We start from the raw sequence: 17,721 nt of genomic DNA, 5'->3' as shown, positions 1-17,721 counted from the left end.
GACAGCACTGACAGCCGGCCGAAACCCTCAGCTTGTTCTCATGGCCGTCTCGCCCGCCCGGAGACAGCCGTGAGAACCAGCCGCAGAAGATCCACCGTCGACGGGGCGTGCCTGCTGATCCCGGTGAAGAGTGACCACGCGGGCGGGCTCGGGGCGCGGAGAGGCGGGCCGCGGGTCACGGTTGAGGGCGACCACTCACGGGCGGGCCGCGACTCACAAGGCGGGCCGCGGGTCAGAGGAAGGGCCGGCCGCGGGTCAGGGGAGCAGGGTGACAGCGCCGGTGTGCAGGTCGTAGTGGGCGCCGCTCAGCACCGTCTCGTGCCGGTCCACGGCTGACCGGATGATCTCGCTGTGGGTGAGCAGCGCCCGGGTCTGGGCCCGGACGTTGGCCCGGATCGCCTTCTCCAGGCCGTCCGGGTCGTCGGCGTAGGGCGCGACGATCGGCCGCAGCGCCGTGACGATCGCGGCGATCCGCCCGGGTGGGGTGGCGCCGGTGCGGATCGCGGCCAGGGCCGCGGCGACGGCGCCGCAGCGTTCGTGGCCGAGCACCAGGAGCACCGGCGGGGCGAACTCCGCCACGGCGAACTCGATCGAACCCAGCAGCAGATCGTCGACGACGTTGCCGGCGACCCGGTTGTCGAAGAGGTCGCCGACGCCCTGGTCGAAGAGCATCTCGGGCGGCACGCGGGAGTCGGCGCAGCCGAGCACCACCGCGAACGGGCGCTGGTCGGGGGCGACCTCCCGCACCCGGTCCGGGCCCTGCCGGGGATGCCGCGCCCGGCCCGCGGCGAACCGCCGATTGCCCGCGAGCAACTCCTCCAGCGCCCCGGACCGGGCGGTGACGACCGGCCCGGCCGTGAGCGGATCCGCCCGAGGCGCCACGGCGAGCGGATCGGAGTGAGCGGCGAAGCCGAGCGGATCACCCGCGAGGGCATCGCCCCAGAATCCTCCGCCCGGTTTCCGGCCGGTGGCTCCGCCCGCCCGGCCGGTGGCTCCGCCCGCGCCGGATCGGCCGACGACCGTGCCTGGGCCGGAGGCGACGGGCAGATTGCCTGCGCTTGGTCGGCCGGCGGCCGCGCCTGGGCCGGAGGGGCCCGGGAGGTTGCCGGCGCCGGATCGGCCGGGGAAGGCACCCGGCATCCCGCCGCGAGCTGCTCCGCCCGTGGTGAGCGGGGCGCGGTGCGGCGGTGTGGGCATCCAGTCCTCCAGACGGAAGGCGCGGCGGCCGGGGAGGGAATGCCGGAGATGGTCCTCCGGAACAGGCCGGCGGCCCACCGGTCTATCGCCATCAGGACAATGATAAGCCGCATACCGCGCATAACCCCTCCCTTCGGAACGCGGATCCAGGATGGACCCGGGGTACGACAATTTTTCGTCGCGTCCAGGCCGGGGCATGTGTGATCGTGATCGGATGCCGCAACCGACCCTGCGTACCGACCGGATGCTGCTGGTCCCGCTCGATGACCGGCACCTCGCGCTGGAGGCGGAGCTCGACGCCGACCCCGAGGTGCTGCGCTACATCGACGGGCGGGCCCGGACCCGTGCCGAGGTCGCCGAGTACCACGAGAAGCGGATGGAGCTGGGCCGCCGGGTGGACGGGCTGGGCTATTGGGCGGCGTTCGGGGACGGCGACGACTTCATCGGGGTGATGATGCTGCCACCGGCGGCCGAGCCGGGGGAGGCGGAACTCGGTTACCGGCTGATGCGCCGCCACTGGTGCCGGGGCCTGGCGAGTGAGGCGGCGCGGGAGCTGCTGCGGCACGGTTTCGAGACGGCCGGGCAGCATCGGATCATCGCGCAGACCATGACGGTCAACGCGGGTTCGCGGGCGGTGCTGGAGAAGGCGGGACTGCGGCTGGTGCGGACGTTCTTCCCCGACTGTCCGCCGATCCCGGGTTCGGAGAAGGGCGAGGTGGAGTACGCGATCAGCCGCGCCGAATGGCTCGCACGGCACCGTCTCGTGATCCTCGTCGACGACCTGCGCTCGTTCGCCGACGGGCGGCCCGCCGAGGTGGCGCGGACCAGCGCGGCGGGTGTGGAGCTGCTGACCACGCACCGGGACCGCCGGATCGACGAGCTGTGGCTCGACCACGATCTGGGCGGCGACGACACCATCTGGCCGGTCGTCGAGGTCCTCGAACGGGCCGCTTTCGAGCAGCGGCCGTACGACATCGGCCTGATCCGCGTCCACTCGTCGAACCCGTCCGGCGCCGCCCGGATGCGGCAGACCCTGGACCGCTGGGGCTACCCGGTCCGGGTCGTCACCGGAACCGCCGACGTGGGCCTGTCATGAGCCACCGCCCCGTACGGGCGGGAACTGGATCTTCTGGAAGACTGCGGCCGCGTGAGCGGGCCCAGGAAAGTGCGGGATGACGATGTCATGACCTCGGTCCAGGTGCATTTCGATCTTCCGGCGGAGCACGGCGGCTGGCCGCCGGTCGCGGTGGAGAGCCTGCGGGCCGAGCCGGTCGGGGACGGTGTGGTGCGTCTCAGCGGTCCGCCCCGGTTCGCCTTCGGGGTCTCGTCCGGCGATCTGATCCGGGTCGAGCGGGACGCGGACGGCAGGCACTGGGCGACCGAGCTGGTGGAGTGGTCGGGCCGCTGCACGATCCGGGTGGTGCCGTACGGCACCGGCCCGCTCCGTGGCTCGTTGCAGCGGGTGCTGGACGCGTTCGAGCTGTTCGGGGTCTCCGGCGAGGGCATCCAGCAGTACGGCATCGTCACCCTCGACGTGCCGGCCGACGCCGACCTGACCGGTGTGCAGCGGGTGCTGCGGACCGGCGCCCGCGACGGCTGGTGGGACTACGAGGAGGGCCGGGTCGGCGACGCCTGGCTGGCTGCGGGCAGCCGATGAATGAGCGGTTTAGGGTGGATCCGTGAGCGACGCCCCAGCGATCTGGAACCGCCCGGAGCGCGGCGCCCGCGGCCCGCAGGCGAGCCACAGCCGGGCCGAGATCGTGGCGGCGGCGGTGGCGATCGCCGACGCCGACGGGCTGGCCGCGGTGTCGATGCGGGCGGTCGCGGCGGCACTCGGCACCGGCGCGGGCTCGCTCTACCGTTACCTGTCGTCGCGCGACGACCTGCTCGACCTGATGACCGACGCGGTGGTCGCCGAGCTGCGGCCCTACCCGGAGCCCGGCCCGGACTGGCTGGAGTCGCTGCTCGACCTGGCCCGGGCCCAGCTCGGGCTGTTCCGGCGGCACCCGTGGCTGGTCGGGCTGCTGCCCCGGCCGAGTGGTATCGGGCCGGAGGGGCTCGGCTGGTTCGACCACTGCCTGGGGGTGCTGGCGCCGGTGTCGTGCGGGAGCGGCGCCAAGTTCGAGACCCTGGCGATGATGACCGGGGTGGTGACCCTGTTCGCCCGGCAGGAGCAGTCGGCGCCGCCGCCGGCGTTCAGCGGGACGGCGCTCACGGCGTACCCCAACCTGGTCCTGGCCCTGGGGAAACCGGAACCACCGCAAGCCGATCTCTTCGAACGCACCTTGCGTGGTCTCCTCCCGGCCCTTCTCGGCGAGGGGCCGAGGGCGCTTCCCTAGGATGATCGGCATGGGCGATCCAGCGGAGGGCCCGGTCACCGCGGTGCGCGTGGAGTGGACCGGCGCGCGGTACCGGCTGCACATGATTCGGGGCAGTGGCGGGATGAGCGTCACCGACGGCGGGGACCGTCCGGCGGAGGCGGTCGCCGCCCTGGTGGCGCAGGGTGTGCCGAGCGAGGAGGCGGAGCACTGCGTCCAGGAGGCGGAGCCGGGCCGCCGGAGGTGACGGCCGGCCCCGCCGGAGCGGCTCAGGAGTCGAACGAGAAACCGAACGCGTTCGCCGCCTTCAGGATGAATCCGTCGCGGCCGCCGTTGCGGTCGGACTGGGCGATCGCGTTGCGGATCACCTGAACGGCCGGGTACAGCATCGGCTCGGGCGGGATCGGCAGCGGCTTCCTCTTGGCCATCTTCATCCGGGTACGCACGGTGTCGCGGCCGTCGAGGAGATCCAGCATGACGGTCGCGCCGTACCGGGTGGCGGCCACGCCGAGGCCGGTGAAGCCGCTGCTGTACGCCACCATGCCGCCCATCGCCCGGCCCTGGAACGCGGCCAGCTGGGTGCACATGTCGATCATGCCGCCCCAGGCGTGGGTGAAGCGCACGTCCTCGAGCTGCGGGAACGTTCGCATGAAGTGGTCGGCGAGCCGGGTGAACGTCTCCGGGTTCTGGTCGTGCTCGGGAAGGATCTCGCCGCCCTTGTGGTAGACCGCGTCGTAACCGCCCCACAGGATCCGGTTGTCCGAGGTCATCCGGTAGTAGTGGAACTGCCGCGAGGTGTCCGAGATCCCGAACCGTTTCGTCCAGCCGATCGCCGCGACCTGCGCATCGGTCAGCGGCTCGGTCATCAGCACGTAGTCGTAGATCGGCACGGTCAGCAGCCGGTTGCGTTTGAGCAGGGACGGGAAACCGTTGGTGGCCAGCGCGACCTTGCGGGCCTTGATGCTGCCGGCCCAGGTGGTGGCCCGGACCGACTTCTCCTTCTCCTTGATCCCGGTGACCGGGGTGTTCTCGTAGATCCGGACGCCGAGCCGCAGGCACGCCGCCTTCAGGCCCCAGGCCAGTTTCGCCGGGTGCACCAGGGCGCCGCCCTCGTGCTGCATCAGCCCGGCCCGGTACAGCGGGGAGCGCACCAGCTCGGCGAGTTCCTTGCGCTGGTAGAACGTGGTGCCCGGCACCTGGGCGGCCCGCAGCTCGTCGACCTGGTGCGGCTCGGTCGCGACGGCGAGCACGCCCTCCTTGACGAACTCGGCGTCGATGCCGTGCCGGACGATCGCGGCCTCGAACTCGGCGAAGTTCTCCGCGGCCAGCGCGTTCAGGATCGGCAGCTCGTCGGCGAAGTGCCGGCGCCCGTTCTCGGTGCCGTGGGTGAGGCTGGCCTCGACGAACCCGCCGTTACGGCCGCTGGCCGCCCAGGCGATCTCGTTGCCCTCGACCAGCACGACGTTCCGGGAGGGGTCGGACTCCTTGGCGATCAGGGCCGTCCACAGCCCGCAGTAACCCCCACCGATGACGAGCAGGTCGGCGTCGGTCGCACCGTTCAGGGCGGGCTCGGGCGCCGGCCGACCCGGGTCCTCCAGCCAGAACGGGGTCCGGGACGCGCCGTCCAGGGCCTTGCGGATGCGTTTCTCATCAGTGCGGAGGGCGAGGTCATAAGCGGGGGGTGTCGCCGCCATGGTGAGTCCTTTCAACTCTTCTCGAGATCCCCAGGTGTCGGCCGGTGGAGATCTCGTGAACAGATGAAACCGCCCCCGTCACTCTTATGTCAATGCGTTGACATAACGGGACCCTAGAGTGGTGGGGTGCCTGGAGTGGAACGTGTGCGCAGCGTGGGGGCCCGGCGGCGGAAGACGCGGGCCGGTGTCGTGCTGACATCCGACATGATCGTCGACACAGCGCTGCGCCTGATCGACGCGCCCGGCGGCGACAAACTCAGCGTCCGCCGGCTCGGCGCCGAGCTCGGCGCCGACCCCACCGCCGTCTACCGCTACTTCCGCGACATGGACGCGCTGCTGCTCGCCGTCGCCGACCGGCTGATCGGTGACGCGCTCAACGACTTCGTCCCGCAGGACCACTGGGCGGACTCGCTGCGCTACCTCGCCGACTCGCTGCGCCGCTCGATGCGGCTGCACCCCCGGCTCGCCCACCTGCGGGCGGTCCGGGTCACCGCCGGCCCGCACGAGATGCGCACCGTCGACACCGGCATCGGCATCATGCTCAGCGCCGGGTTCGCGCCCGCCGACGCCGTCCGGCACTACCGCGACTTCGTCGACACCGTCCTCGCGGTCGCCGCCGTCGACGCCGCGCCGCTCACCGAGGAGCAGGAGGAGGCCGAGCAGCAGGCCTGGTCCCGGGTCTACGCGTCGCTGCCGGCCGGTGAATACCCGAACGTGCACCTGGTCCGCGAGCACCTGCCGTCGATGTACAACTCGGCCTTCCCCGGCACGGTCGAGAAGCTCATCGCCGCCCTGGTCGCCGCGGCTCCCGCAAGCTCGCGGTGATCGCCGCGGTCAGTCGCTCGGCCGCCAGCTCCAAATCATTCGCGGACAGGTGCGAGAAACTCAGCCGGATGTGACCGTCCCCGGCGGAGCCGTCGGCCCAGAACCGGGTACCCGGCACGAACGAGACGCCCCGTTCCTCCGCGCGAGGCAGCAGGGCGCTCGCGGTGAGTCCCGCGGGCAACGGCAACCAGACGAACCAACCCCCGGCGGGAAGCGGCACCACCAGGTCCGCGGCCCCCTTACGGAGAGCGTTGACCAGGACATCTCTTTGGGTACGGTACTCGCGCCGGATTCTTTTCGTATGGCTTGCGTAACCGCCCCCACTCCGGAACGCCGCCATCGTCACCGCTGTCGTGTGATTGACGCCGCCGCCACTGTGCACGTAACCCAGCCCGGTCAGCCGCCCGATGATCTCCGGCTCGGCATTGATCCAGCCCAGTCGCAGACCCGGCGCGACCGTCTTGGCGAACGATCCCAATCGGACAACCGGATCGCCGCCCGCCATCTCCCAGAGTGCCGGCGGCGCCGGTCCGTCGTAGGCCAGCTCCCGGTAGGTGTCGTCCTCGACGATCGTCAGGTCCTCCTGCCGGGCGACGTCGATCAGCTCGCGCCGCTGCTCATCGGGCAAGCTGGCGCCGGTCGGGTTGCCGAAGGTGGGAACGAGGTAGAGGAGCCGGACCCGCTTCCCGACTTTCCGGAAATTTCGGATCTGGGTGGCGAGGGGGACGCGGTTCAGGGTGGCATGGGCGAGTTCCAGGCCGCGGTCGGCGAGGATCGGAAAGGCCAGGTGGTACGTGGGGGAGTCGAGCAGCACGACGTCCCCCGGCTCGGCCAGGACCTGGGTGAGCAGCGCCAGCCCGTGCGACGCCCCGCCCGTGACGAACGTCCGCCCCGGACCCCCGAGCGACTCCAGCAGCGGCTCCGGACCGGCCGCCGACCCGTATGTCAGCGCCCGCCAGTCCAGATCCGCGCCCGCCGCCGCCCACTCCCGCACCGGCAGCAGATCCGGCCGCGGATGCCCCCACGAGAGGTCGAGGACGCCGGGCCGGTGTTCGAACTGGATCACGACCACCCTCGTTCCCGCGTGTGGAGTTCGGCCGCTATGCGCGCCCGAACTCCACACGCTTGCTGGTTGCCGATGGTGTGTGTGGTTCGGCCGTCATGCGCGCCGAAACTCCACACGCTTGCTGGTTGCCGATGGTGTGTGTGGTTCGGCCGCTATGCGCGCCCGAAATCAACACGCTTTATTGGTAGCCGAACATCTTGGCGGCCAGGTCGGTCATGATCTCGGTGGTGCCGGCGCCGATTCCGAGGATCCGGGTGTCCCGGTAGTGGCGTTCCACCTCCGACTCCCGCATGTATCCCATGCCGCCGTGCAGCTGGACCGCCTCGTCGACGACGAACTTGCAGGCCTCCACCGCCGCGTTCTTGGCCAGGCACACCTCGCCGATCATCGGCTCCCCGGCGGCGTGCCGCTCGGCCACCCACCGGGTGTACTGCCGGGCCAGGTCGATCCGCTGCTTCATCAGCACCAGCTTGTGCCGCACCACCTGCCGGCTGATCAGCGGCCGCCCGAACGTCTCCCGGGCCCGCGTGTATGCGAGAGTGAGGTCCAGGCAGCGCTGCGCGACCGAGTACGCGTGCACCGCCGCGATCACCCGCTCCGACACGAACGCCTGCCCGATCAGCGCGAACCCGAACCCCTCCGGCCCGACCAGGTTCGCGGCCGGGACCCGGCAGTCGGTGAACGACAGCTCGGCCGTGTCGGAGCAGAGCCAGCCCATCTTGTCGAGCTTGCGGGAGATGGTGAACCCGGGCGTGCCCTTCTCGATGACGAGCAGGCTGATCCCGGCCGCGCCGGCGCCGCCGGTGCGGACCGCGGTGGTGACGAAGTCGGCCCGGACGCCGGAGGTGATGAACATCTTCGCGCCGTTCACCACGTACACGTCGCCGTCGCGGACCGCCGTGGTGCGCAGCGACCCGACGTCCGATCCGGCGTCCGGCTCGGTGATGCCGAGCGCCCCGATCTTCTCCCCGGCCAGGGTCGGCCGGACGAACCGGTCGATCAGTTGGGTGTCCCCGGCGGCGATGATGTGCGGCAGCGCGATCCCGTGGGTGAACAGCGAGGCGTGCGCGCCGGACGACCCGCCCGCCTCCAGGAACGCCTCGGTGGCCACGACCGTGTCGACGGTGTCCCCGCCGTCGCCGCCGGCCTCCTCCGGGAAGCCGATGCCGTACAGCCCGGCCTTGGCCAGGCTCGTGTGCACGTCGCGGGGGATCTCGCCGGCCTTCTCCCAGTCGGCCAGGTGCGGGTGGATCTCACGGGTGACGAACTGTTTCATGGAGGCGCGCAGGTCGAGACGTTCCGGGGTGTCGAACATCAACTCTCCTTCGAGCGGGCACGTTCAACGAGGGTGTTCGGGTCGCGGTGGCCGAGGAGGATCGCGGCCGCCCGTTTCCAGCGGCGGATGAGCAGTTCGCGGCGGCCCAGGTCGCCGCTGACGATGCCGGTCATGGCCAGTCCGGTGAGGACCTCGTAGCTGAACTCGACCACGGTCGGCACCCGGGGATCGCCGGGCGAGCTCGCGGCGAGCAGATCGCGGGCCCGGTCGTGCAGGACGGTGAAGATCTCCTTCTCCACTCCGAGCAGCGCGGCGCGCAGCTCGGTGTCGGTGCGGGCCGCGTTCCACAGCTCGAGCGCGGCCCAGAACAGCGGCGAGGTGAAGTGCCGCCAGATGATGTCGATGAGCGCGTCGAGACGGTCCACCCCGGACGGGATGGCGGCCAGCTCGGCGCTCAGGGCCTCGGTGCGACGGCCCGCCACATAGTGCACCGCGGCGACGAGAAGGTCCACCTTGGTGGGGAAGTGGTGCAGCAGGGTGCCGCGCGGGACGTCGGCGCGGGCCAGCACCTCGGCGGTGGTGGTCTCCGCGTAACCCCGCTCGACCAGGCACTGCATCGTGGCCTCCAGGATCCTGCCGCGGGTGGCCTCGCTGCGCTGTGCCTGGGTCCGTTTCACCGTTTTACCGTACGACTTGACGGTTACTGCCGTCCATACAGCTTCTTCTCAGTGATCGACATGCCCTTGCCGTGACCCACATCACCCCCTTACCGTCACGGCAGACTGTTAGGGGGGCGTCGATGCCTGGTTCCTATCCCGCCAAACTCCGCGCCGGACTGGCCGTCGCCCGCGCGGCTGCCGCCACGGTGCTGAGCCGCGGCAACCCGGAGCCGCCCGCCCCGGCAGCCGCCGTCGAACCGCCCCGTACGCTCGCCCACCCGTGCTCGGTCACCGTGCGCGTGAAGGCCACCGCCGAGCAGGTGTTCGCGGTGCTGGTGGACCCGGAGCGGATGCCGGACTGGGTGCTCCAGCACGCCGGATGGATCGACCAGCCGCCCGGCGAGTTCGCCGGCGGGGTGCGGTTCCGGCAGCGGATCAAGATGATGGGGGTGCCGAGCGAGGTCCGCTGGACGGTCACCGGCGTGGTGTCGGACCGGGCCGTCTGGTTCGAGGGCACCGCTCCGATGGGGATCACCGTCGGTTTCTACCTGTCCGTGACGCCGGGTGACGGCGGTTCGGTGGTGCGGTTCGACGGCGGGGTCGAGGGCGGCTCCGCGGACGGTCCGCTCGGGCCGATGGTCGCGCGGAACCTCGCCGACGCCATGCGCAAGTCCCTGCACGCGCTCGGCGGGGCGGCGCTGTCGGCGGAACGCTCACCCCGTACCCCCAAGAAGACCGTGAGTGTGCCGCCCAAGCCGGACCCCGTCCTGTTCGCGGCGACCGGCGAGATGATCGACGCGTGGACGCCGGTGATCGTCGGCGCCGGGCAGTTCACCGAGAAATCCACCGACCCCAAGGGCCGGCACCCGGCGGCGCTCGCCGAACTCGCGCTGTGGCGGGCCGCCGACGACTGCGGCCAGAAGATGATCCTGGCGAAGGCGGACCTGGTGGGGTACGTGGCCAGCGTCTCGTGGCAGTACGCCGACGGCGCCGCCTGGATCGCCGAGGCAGTCGGCGCCACACCGTCGCAGACCGTGCAGACCACCATCTTCGGCGGTGACGGATCGTTGCGGCTGCTCAACGACGTGGCCGCGACCATCGCCGCGGGCCGGGCCTCGATCGCCCTCGTCGGCGGGGCCGAGGCGGCCTTCACCGCGGCCGCCGCCGAGAAGGAGGACCGGGCGCTCGGCTGGCCGCCGCAGAAGGACGGCGTCGAACCGTCACGGGTGGTCGGCAGCGACGCCCCGGCCAACAACGACGCCGAGACGGCGGCCGGGCTGGTCGCCCCGATCTACCTGTACGCGCTGATCGAGAACGCCCTCCGCGGACGGCTCGGCCGCACCCCCGCCGAGCACCGGGAACGGATCAGCGAGTTGTGGTCCGGGTTCTCGGAGATCGCCGCGGAGAACCCGCACGCGTGGCGCGGCGAGCCGCACTCCCCCGGGGAACTGGCGGTCCCGTCGGCGGACAACCGGCCGATCGCTGACCCGTACCCCAAGCTGCTCACCGCGAACCTGCAGGTCAACCAGGGCACCGGTCTCATCGTGTGCAGCGCGGCGGCGGCGCAGGAGGCCGGGATCGACCAGGGCCGGTGGGTGTTCCCGCACGCCGGGGCGCACGGCACCGACGAATGGTTCGTCACCGAGCGTGCGGACCTCGCGAGTTCACCGGCGATCAAGGCGATCGGGGACGCGGTCCTCGGGCACAGCGGGCTCACCATCGACCAGGTCGAGCACATCGATCTGTACGCCTGCTTCCCGTCGGCGGTGCAGATCGCGGCGCTCGAACTCGGGCTGCCGATCGACGACCCGGACCGGCCGCTCACGGTCACCGGCGGGCTGACCTTCGCGGGCGGGCCGGGCAACAACTACTCCAGTCACGCGATCGCCAACCTGGTGCCGCTGCTGCGCGCCGACCCGTCGAGCTCCGGGTTGGCGACCGCGCTCGGCTGGTACCTCACGAAGCACGCGGCGACCGTGCTGTCCGCCCGGCCGCCGCGCGCGCTCTACCGGGACATCGACGTCGACCCACGGCTGCCGCGGCCGCCGGCGCGCAAGGCGCTCAGCTCGTATCAGGGGCCGGCGATGCTGGAGGCGTACACGATTCCGTACGCCCGCGACGGCCGCGCCGAGGCCGTGGTCATCACCGCCCTGACGCCCGCCGGTGACCGCGTGGTCCTCCGTCTTCCGCACATTCCGGAAATGTCTGGTTTGGTAACGGGGGCGGGCGCGGGCGTGGCGGATGCGGCGGCCGGGGTGGACCCGATCGGGTGGCGGCTGGAGATCGACGGGACCGCGGTGACCGTCCTGGACACCGGGCGGGCCGCGCTGCCGCCACCCCCGGAACCCGGCCTGATCGTCGAGTGGCACGGGCCGGTGACCGTGTGGAGACTGAACCGTCCCGCCGTACGCAATGCCATCGATCTTGCTCTTGCCCGGGCCCTGGAGAAGGCGGTCGACGACTTCGAGGCCGACCCCACCGCCCGGGTGGCGGTGCTGACCGGCTCGGACACCGTGTTCAGCGCCGGGATGGATCTGAAGGCCGCCGCCCGCGGCGAGTACCCGGTCACCGAGGGCCGCGGCCTGCTCGGCATCACCGCCAAGCCGCCCGCGAAACCGCTGATCGCCGCCGTCGAGGGCGCGGCCCTGGCCGGTGGATGCGAACTCGCGCTGGCCGCCGACCTGATCGTCGCCGCGGAGGACGCCGCGTTCGGCATCCCCGAGGTGAAACGCGGCCTGGTCGCCGCAGCCGGTGGGGTGCTCCGCCTCGCGCGGAGCCTGCCCCGCAGCACCGCCCTGGAACTGGCCCTGACCGGCGAGCCGATGCCCGCCCGCCGGCTGCACGAACTGGGCCTGATCAACCGCGTCACGTCCCCGGGCCAGGCCTTCGGCGCCGCCATGGACCTCGCCCGGAACATCGCCGCGAACGCGCCCCTCGCAGTCCTGCTCTCGAAACGCATCGTCGACGAACACCGCGACTGGGGCGCCGCGGAGGCCTTCGACCGTCTCTCCGACATCGCCGGCGAGGTGATCGGCTCCGCGGACGCCGTCGAGGGCATCCGCGCGTTCGCCGAGCACCGAGCCCCCCAATGGAAGGGCTAGAGCGTGAGCACGCTGCAAGCGGTTCTGCGGATGCACCAGATCGGCATCGTCAACCTTCTCCGCCCGGACCGGCTGATCAAAGCCGCCGGCAACAACGCCAAACTCGGGCCGCAGGCCGCCCTCACCGAGAAGGCCGCCGCTGAACACCCCGACCTGCCGGCCCTGACCGACGAGCGGGGCACGTGGACGTACCAGCAGTTCTTCCAGCGGTCCAACGCCCTGGCGCACGCGCTGCGCAAGGTGGACCTGCCCTCGAAGTCGATCATCGGGGTGCTGGCCCGGGACCACCGCGGTCTTGCCCTGGCGATCGCCGGGACCGCGCGGGCCGGATTGCGGCTGGCCATGCTCAACACCGGCCTGGCCGCGTCGCAGCTGGCCGAGGTGATCAAGCGGGAGAACGTTCGTTTCCTGATGTACGACAGCGAGTTCGCCGACCTCGTCGACGGCCTCCCCGCCGACCTGCCGCGGTACCTGAGCTGGGAGGACGACGGCTACGTCCGGCCCGCCGGGCTGCTGTCGGTGGACGAGTTCACCGCCGCAGAGCCGACCACGATCCCACTGCCGCTGCCCGCCAAACCGGGCGGCTTCATCATCCTCACCAGCGGCACCACCGGCCTGCCCAAGGGTGCGCCCCGGACCAAGGTGTCGCCGCTGGCCAGCGCCGTGATCGCGGACCGGATCGACTTCCCCCGGCAGGGCACCGCGGTGATCGCGTCGCCGCTGTTCCACGCCACCGGGTTCGGCGCGTGGACGGTCGGGCTGTCGCTGGCCAACCACGCGGTCCTGCTGCGCCGCATCGACGCCGAGCAGATCCTCGCCGCGATCGCCGAGCACCGGGCACACATGCTGGTCGCCGTGCCGACCATGCTCAACCGGATCCTCGCGCTCGGCCCGGACGTCATCGCCAAGTACGACACGTCGTCGCTCAAGACGGTGTTCCTGGCCGGGTCCGCGCTGCCGCCCGACCTGTGCGTCCGGTTCCAGGACGCGTTCGGTGACGTGCTGTACAACGTCTACGGCTCCACCGAGGTCGCCGTCGCCTCCGTCGCGCAACCCCACGAGCTGCGAAAATCTCCGGGTACGGTCGGCAGGCCCCCGGTCACCGTGAAGGTCGCCCTCTACGACGCCGCGGATCGGCCGGTCACCGAGCCCGGCGTCAAGGCCCGGGTCTTCGTGCGGACCGGGATCCCGTTCGAGGGCTACACCGACGGCCAGCACAAGCAGATCATCGACGGCTACATGGCCACCGGCGACCAGGGCCACTTCGACGCCGACGGGCTGCTCTACATCGACGGCCGGGACGACGACATGATCATCTCGGGTGGCGAGAACGTCTACCCCCTTGAAGTGGAGAACCTGCTCGCCGCCCGCGACGACGTCCTCGACGCCGCCGTCATCGGTGTCGACGACGCGGACTTCGGCACCCGGCTGCGGGCCTTCATCGTCCCCACCGGCGCCTCGGCCCGCGACGCCCAGGAGATCCGCGAGTTCGTCCGCGCCAACCTGGCCCGCTACAAGGTGCCCCGCGACGTGGTGTTCGTCGACGACCTGCCCCGCAACCCCACCGGCAAACTGCTGCGCCGGGAACTGCCCACCGGTCCGCTCTGACCTGCGTGTGGAGTTGGGGCGCGGATAGCGGCCGTACTCCACACGCCGGTGCCTGGATAGCATCTGGCGCATGGTCAGGTGGATGCTTCCCGTGCTGATCGTGGCGGGACAGCTGCTCTCCTGGCCGTTGCTCCCGCTGCTCCGCGGTGACCCCGTACCGGCCCTGGCCGCGGCCGGGGTCACCGTCGCCTGCCTGCTCACCGGCGTGGCGCTGGGCTTCCGCCGGGATCGGCCCGCGCCCGCGTTCGCCGCCGTGCTGGCCGGGAACGTGCTCGCCACCGCCTTCTCCGCCGACCTGTTGGTCATCTGGATCGCCGGCGTCGTCGCGCTGTTCAGCGTCGCCGTGCACACCACACCCCGGATCGCCCTGGCCGCGGCGCTCACCCTGATCGTCGGGGAGTGCGGCCTGACGGCGGCGCAGGACGGGACCGACGCCGACTACCCGCTCCTCGTCCTTCTGGCGATCGGGATGTACGGGGTGGTCGCGGCCCTCGGCCGTCGGCGCGCCCGATGGAACGCCGAACGCGCCGACGCCGCCCGCCGGCTCACCGCGGCCCGCCACGCCGAACGCGACGCCGCCGACGCCGAACGCCGCCGGCTCGCCCGCGAACTCCACGACGTCACCGCGCACCACCTCACCTCCATCGTGGTCAACTCGTCGGCGGCGGAGATGCTCGGCGATCAGCGGCCCGAGCTGCGGGCCGAGGCCCTGGACTTCGCGGCGCGTACCGGCCGGGACACCCTCGACGCCCTGCGCCGCCTCGTCGCGATCATGCCGGCCGCGTCCCCCGGCGATCCCGGGCTGGCCGACCTGGCGGAAGGGTTCCGGGCGCTCGGTCAGCGGATCACCCTCGACCTGCCGGCGGGGCCGGTGCCCGAGGTCGTCCACGGCATCGTGCGGGAGGCGCTCACCAACACCTTGCGGTACGCGCCCGGCAGCCGGGTGACGGTTCGCTACACGACGTCCGAGCTGCTCATCGAGGACGACGGTGGCGGTCCCCTCGTGGCCGGCCCCGGTGTTCCTGCGGCCGCTCGCGGCGTTCCGGCGGCGGGTTCCGGCGGTGTTCTGCCTGCGGCCGATCTTGGCGGTGGGCGTGGGATCGGCGGGATGCGGGAGCGGGCGCAGTCGGCCGGCGGCGTGTTCGAGGCCGGGCCGCGGGAGGGTGGCGGCTGGCGGGTGCGGGTCGTCTTCCCGGCGGCGGCCGGTGCGCGGCGAACGTACCCCGGACTGCGCAGCCGCGCCGTGATCGACGCCGCCATCGCCGCCGCCCTCCTGGCGGTGCAGCTCCTCGGCATCGGCCTGGCCATCGAGGAAGGACTCACGCCGGCCGCGACCGTGCTCGTCGTGCTCGCCCAGGCCGCGCACACCGCCCCGGTCCTGCTGCGCCGCCGGGCCGCGTGGTGGGCGCTGCTGGCGACCGTGCTGACCGGATTCCTCGGCCCGCTGCTGGTGTTCACCGGGGCGGTACCGGCGGGGCAGGCCTACGTGTTCATCCTCGGCTGCGCCGTCGAACTGGCGATCGTCCACGCGGTCGCCTCCCGGGGCGCCCAGCCCGCCGTGACGTGGCTCTCCGTACCGGCCGCCGCCGGATCCTGGGCGCTCGCCATGGCCACCATGATCGCCGCCGACATCGCCGACGACCCCCAGCCCGTCCCCAGCGACGGCACCCTGATGGTGCCGGCCACCGTCCTGCTGCTGACCCCGATCCTGGCGGTCCTGCTGGCGGTGCCCGCACTGGCCTGCTGGGGAACCGGTCTCGCCGCCCGCCGGCGCCGGGAACGGCGGCGGCAGCGTGAGGAGGGCGGGGTGGCGTACGCGCTGCACCAGGCGGCCCTGCACGCCCGCACGGAACGGCTGCGTATCGCCGCCGGCCTGCACGAAGAGGTACTGCGCCACGCGGCCGACGTCCCCGGCGCCGCTGACCGAGGCGACCTGACCGGGGTGCTCGGCGCTGCCCGCCGGTCCCTGACCGCGATGCGCTCCCTGCTGGACGGCCTCGACCCCACCCAGCCACCCCCGCCGCCCGTGGACGTCGATGCGGTTCGTGAACCGGAGGTGCCGTCATCAGTATCCGAGTGATGGTCGTCGACGATCAGGTGATGGTGCGGGCCGGGCTCGCCGTCATCGTCGGCTCGCAACCCGGCATCGAGGTCGTCGGCGAGGCCGGTGACGGCGCCGCCGCCATCACCCTCGCCGGGGAGCTGCGGCCCGACGTGATCCTGATGGACGTACGCATGCCCGGCGTCGACGGCCTCACCGCGACCGCCCGCCTCACCGCCGGGCCGAACCCGCCACGGGTGCTCGTGCTGACGACGTTCCACCAGGACGCGTACGTCTTCCAGGCGCTCCGGGCCGGCGCCTCCGGTTTCCTGCTCAAGGACGCCCAGCCGGCCGAGCTGGTGGCCGCCGTCCGTACCGTCGCCGCCGGAGACGCCATGCTCAGCCCCGCCGTGACCCGCGGCCTGATCGACGCCTTCGCCGCCGGAACGGTCACCGCCACACCCGACGCCGACCCACGCCTGGACACCCTGACTCCGCGCGAGCGGGACGTCCTCACCGCGATCGCCCGGGGCCTGTCGAACGCGGAGATCGCCACCACCCTGGGCATCGGCGTCGGAACGGTGAAAGCCCACGTCAACGCCCTGCTCGGCAAGATCGGCGCCCGCGACCGCGTCCAGGCGACGATCATCGCGTACGACACCGGCCTCGTCACCCCGACCCGCTGACCGCCTCCACCAGCATCGGGAGCACCCGTCAGCCGGCCCACCACCGCCCCACGCCGGCGGGTGCGAATCCCGCCTGCCCCGGCCGCTTACTAGTAGTGGGCCACGTTGTCTTCGCGCGGCGGTCACTAGTGGCGGGCCGTGCGGTCTGCGCGTAGCGGGTTATTGGTAGCGCGCCACATCGTTTGCGTCCGGCCGGTTACTGGTAGCGGGCCATGCCGCTGCTCCCGGCTGGTTGCCAGCAGCGGGCCACGCCGTCAGCTGGTTCGCCACCGGCTCGGGTCGGCGGCTGCCAACCGTGGGACCAGTTCAGGGGCGGCTCGATCTTGGGCACTTTCCTTCGGAGCCGAATGCACAAGATCGACATCGGGCTCGACGGTGTGCACGCGGCTCCGGAAACCCGGCATCTTTCGCCCAAGATTGCCAGCTCTATCGATCTTGAGCGGGGAGCGCCGGTGCGAATCGCACAAGATTTACTCGGCTTTTCCCGGTCGGAGATCTTGGATGATCTGCCGCTGATGCGGGGGCTTTGGTGGAGCCCGCGTCAAGCGCTCGGAGGATCGGCTCCGCAGGGGCTCAGCCCGATTGTTCATCGGTCACGTTCCCGGAGGTGTGAGGGCTTGACGCTTGGTCATCGGGCGAGGCGGGGAGGTTGGGAGGGCTTGACGCTTGGTCATCGGGCGCGGCGGGGAGGTTGGGAGGGCTTGACGTTCAGTGCCTTAGGGCGGGAGCGGGGTAACCGGAAGGGGCATGCATGAGCGGCAGACGGGGACGGTCCGTGAGGGAAAGCCTGCCGCAGCGGCGGGGGTCACGGGACCGAGGTGGCCCGTACCGGAGAAGGGGGTTTGATCCATCGGTAGAGCAGCCCGGCGGCCAGCAAGCCCGCGCCGCCGACCGTGAGGGCCGCGGCGGTCAGGGAGGCGGCGGCCGTGACCGCGCCGATCAGCAGTGGGCCGCCGCCCTGGCCCAGGTCGGAGCAGAGGCGCCAGGCGCCGAGGAACTCCGCGCGGCCGACGGGCGGGGACGCGTCGGCGCCGAGGGTCATCACCAGGCCGGCCGGCAGGGAGCCGCTGATCTGCCCGAGTCCGAGGAGGCCGGCCACGACCGCCGCGGCTGCCGGGGAGGCGCCGAGGCCGGTCGCGGTCAGCACGATCACCGGCGCGACGGCGCCCTGACCGATCGAGTACACCGCCGAGGGGAGGTACACGGTGGGGCCGAGTTGGCGGAGTGTCTACCCCTGCGATATCACACCG

Annotated in this window: 15 protein-coding genes and 1 pseudogene; 10 read left to right on the top strand and 6 right to left on the bottom strand. The window is 72.0% G+C overall.

Annotation, left to right across the window (positions count from 1 at the left end; all coding sequences use genetic code 11):
• Nucleotides 1-255: 255 nt before the first annotated feature.
• The gene (locus ACZ3II_RS32430) at nt 256-882 is read right to left on the bottom strand and encodes a carbonic anhydrase (RefSeq protein WP_465522458.1); all 627 of its coding nucleotides are present in this window, start codon (nt 880-882) and stop codon (nt 256-258) included.
• A gap of 466 nt (nt 883-1,348) precedes the next feature.
• Between ACZ3II_RS32430 and ACZ3II_RS32425 the strand changes: the two are divergent.
• From ACZ3II_RS32425 to ACZ3II_RS32405, 5 genes and pseudogenes are all read left to right on the top strand, one after another.
• Nucleotides 1,349-1,843 (top strand): annotated as a pseudogene (locus tag ACZ3II_RS32425) (GNAT family N-acetyltransferase); the annotation flags it as partial.
• Between the two features lie 81 nt (nt 1,844-1,924).
• Entirely contained in the window at nt 1,925-2,293 is a 369-nt protein-coding gene (locus ACZ3II_RS32420) for a cyclic-phosphate processing receiver domain-containing protein (protein ID WP_465522638.1), read from the top strand.
• 87 nt (nt 2,294-2,380) lie between these two features.
• Nucleotides 2,381-2,854: a DUF4265 domain-containing protein gene (locus ACZ3II_RS32415; protein WP_465522456.1), complete on the top strand. Its 474-nt coding sequence runs from the start codon at nt 2,381-2,383 to the stop codon at nt 2,852-2,854.
• 22 nt (nt 2,855-2,876) lie between these two features.
• On the top strand, nt 2,877-3,536 hold the full coding sequence (locus ACZ3II_RS32410) for a TetR/AcrR family transcriptional regulator (protein ID WP_465522454.1): 660 nt from the start codon (nt 2,877-2,879) through the stop codon (nt 3,534-3,536).
• A gap of 10 nt (nt 3,537-3,546) precedes the next feature.
• Nucleotides 3,547-3,762: a hypothetical protein gene (locus ACZ3II_RS32405; protein ID WP_465522452.1), complete on the top strand. Its 216-nt coding sequence runs from the start codon at nt 3,547-3,549 to the stop codon at nt 3,760-3,762.
• A gap of 22 nt (nt 3,763-3,784) precedes the next feature.
• Here the strand turns inward: ACZ3II_RS32405 and ACZ3II_RS32400 are convergent, their stop codons facing one another.
• Nucleotides 3,785-5,209 carry an NAD(P)/FAD-dependent oxidoreductase gene (locus ACZ3II_RS32400; RefSeq protein ID WP_465522450.1) on the bottom strand — a complete coding sequence of 475 codons (1,425 nt, stop codon included), beginning with the start codon at nt 5,207-5,209 and terminating at the stop codon, nt 3,785-3,787.
• 135 nt (nt 5,210-5,344) lie between these two features.
• Here ACZ3II_RS32400 and ACZ3II_RS32395 point away from each other — a divergent pair, with 135 nt between their 5' ends.
• Nucleotides 5,345-6,034 carry a TetR/AcrR family transcriptional regulator gene (locus ACZ3II_RS32395; RefSeq protein ID WP_465522448.1) on the top strand — a complete coding sequence of 230 codons (690 nt, stop codon included), beginning with the start codon at nt 5,345-5,347 and terminating at the stop codon, nt 6,032-6,034.
• Here the strand turns inward: ACZ3II_RS32395 and ACZ3II_RS32390 are convergent.
• From ACZ3II_RS32390 to ACZ3II_RS32380, 3 genes are all read right to left on the bottom strand, one after another.
• A complete protein-coding gene (locus ACZ3II_RS32390) occupies nt 5,991-7,100 on the bottom strand; it encodes an aminotransferase-like domain-containing protein (RefSeq protein ID WP_465522446.1) in 1,110 nt (369 codons plus the stop codon). The genes ACZ3II_RS32395 and ACZ3II_RS32390 overlap by 44 nt on opposite strands.
• Before the next feature lie 178 nt (nt 7,101-7,278).
• Nucleotides 7,279-8,415 carry an acyl-CoA dehydrogenase family protein gene (locus tag ACZ3II_RS32385; protein ID WP_465522444.1) on the bottom strand — a complete coding sequence of 379 codons (1,137 nt, stop codon included), beginning with the start codon at nt 8,413-8,415 and terminating at the stop codon, nt 7,279-7,281.
• On the bottom strand, nt 8,415-9,053 hold the full coding sequence (locus ACZ3II_RS32380) for a TetR/AcrR family transcriptional regulator (protein ID WP_465522442.1): 639 nt from the start codon (nt 9,051-9,053) through the stop codon (nt 8,415-8,417). Before ACZ3II_RS32380 ends, ACZ3II_RS32385 begins: the two co-directional genes overlap by 1 nt.
• A 122-nt stretch (nt 9,054-9,175) precedes the next feature.
• On the opposite strand from ACZ3II_RS32380, the gene ACZ3II_RS32375 reads away from it, so the two are divergent.
• The 4 genes from ACZ3II_RS32375 to ACZ3II_RS32360 all read left to right on the top strand — a co-directional run bounded on the left by ACZ3II_RS32375 (nt 9,176) and on the right by ACZ3II_RS32360 (nt 16,471).
• Nucleotides 9,176-12,136 carry a type II toxin-antitoxin system Rv0910 family toxin gene (locus ACZ3II_RS32375; protein ID WP_465522440.1) on the top strand — a complete coding sequence of 987 codons (2,961 nt, stop codon included), beginning with the start codon at nt 9,176-9,178 and terminating at the stop codon, nt 12,134-12,136.
• 3 nt (nt 12,137-12,139) lie between these two features.
• Nucleotides 12,140-13,744, top strand: coding sequence for an acyl-CoA synthetase (locus ACZ3II_RS32370; protein ID WP_465522438.1), 1,605 nt, complete (start codon nt 12,140-12,142; stop codon nt 13,742-13,744).
• Nucleotides 13,745-13,826: 82 nt separating this feature from the next.
• Nucleotides 13,827-15,824, top strand: a complete 1,998-nt coding sequence (locus tag ACZ3II_RS32365; RefSeq protein ID WP_465522436.1) for a sensor histidine kinase — start codon at nt 13,827-13,829, stop codon at nt 15,822-15,824.
• Nucleotides 15,824-16,471: a response regulator gene (locus ACZ3II_RS32360; protein ID WP_465522434.1), complete on the top strand. Its 648-nt coding sequence runs from the start codon at nt 15,824-15,826 to the stop codon at nt 16,469-16,471. The genes ACZ3II_RS32365 and ACZ3II_RS32360 overlap by 1 nt, the downstream gene beginning before the upstream one ends.
• 805 nt (nt 16,472-17,276) lie before the next feature.
• Here the strand turns inward: ACZ3II_RS32360 and ACZ3II_RS32355 are convergent.
• A complete protein-coding gene (locus ACZ3II_RS32355; RefSeq protein ID WP_465522432.1) occupies nt 17,277-17,675 on the bottom strand; it encodes a hypothetical protein in 399 nt (132 codons plus the stop codon).
• Nucleotides 17,676-17,721: the final 46 nt, after the last annotated feature.

The sequence above is a fragment of the Actinoplanes sp. NPDC019969 genome (genome assembly GCF_055562375.1).
Note: the sequence above shows the minus strand (reverse complement) of the source record. Positions and strands in the feature narration are given on the sequence as shown.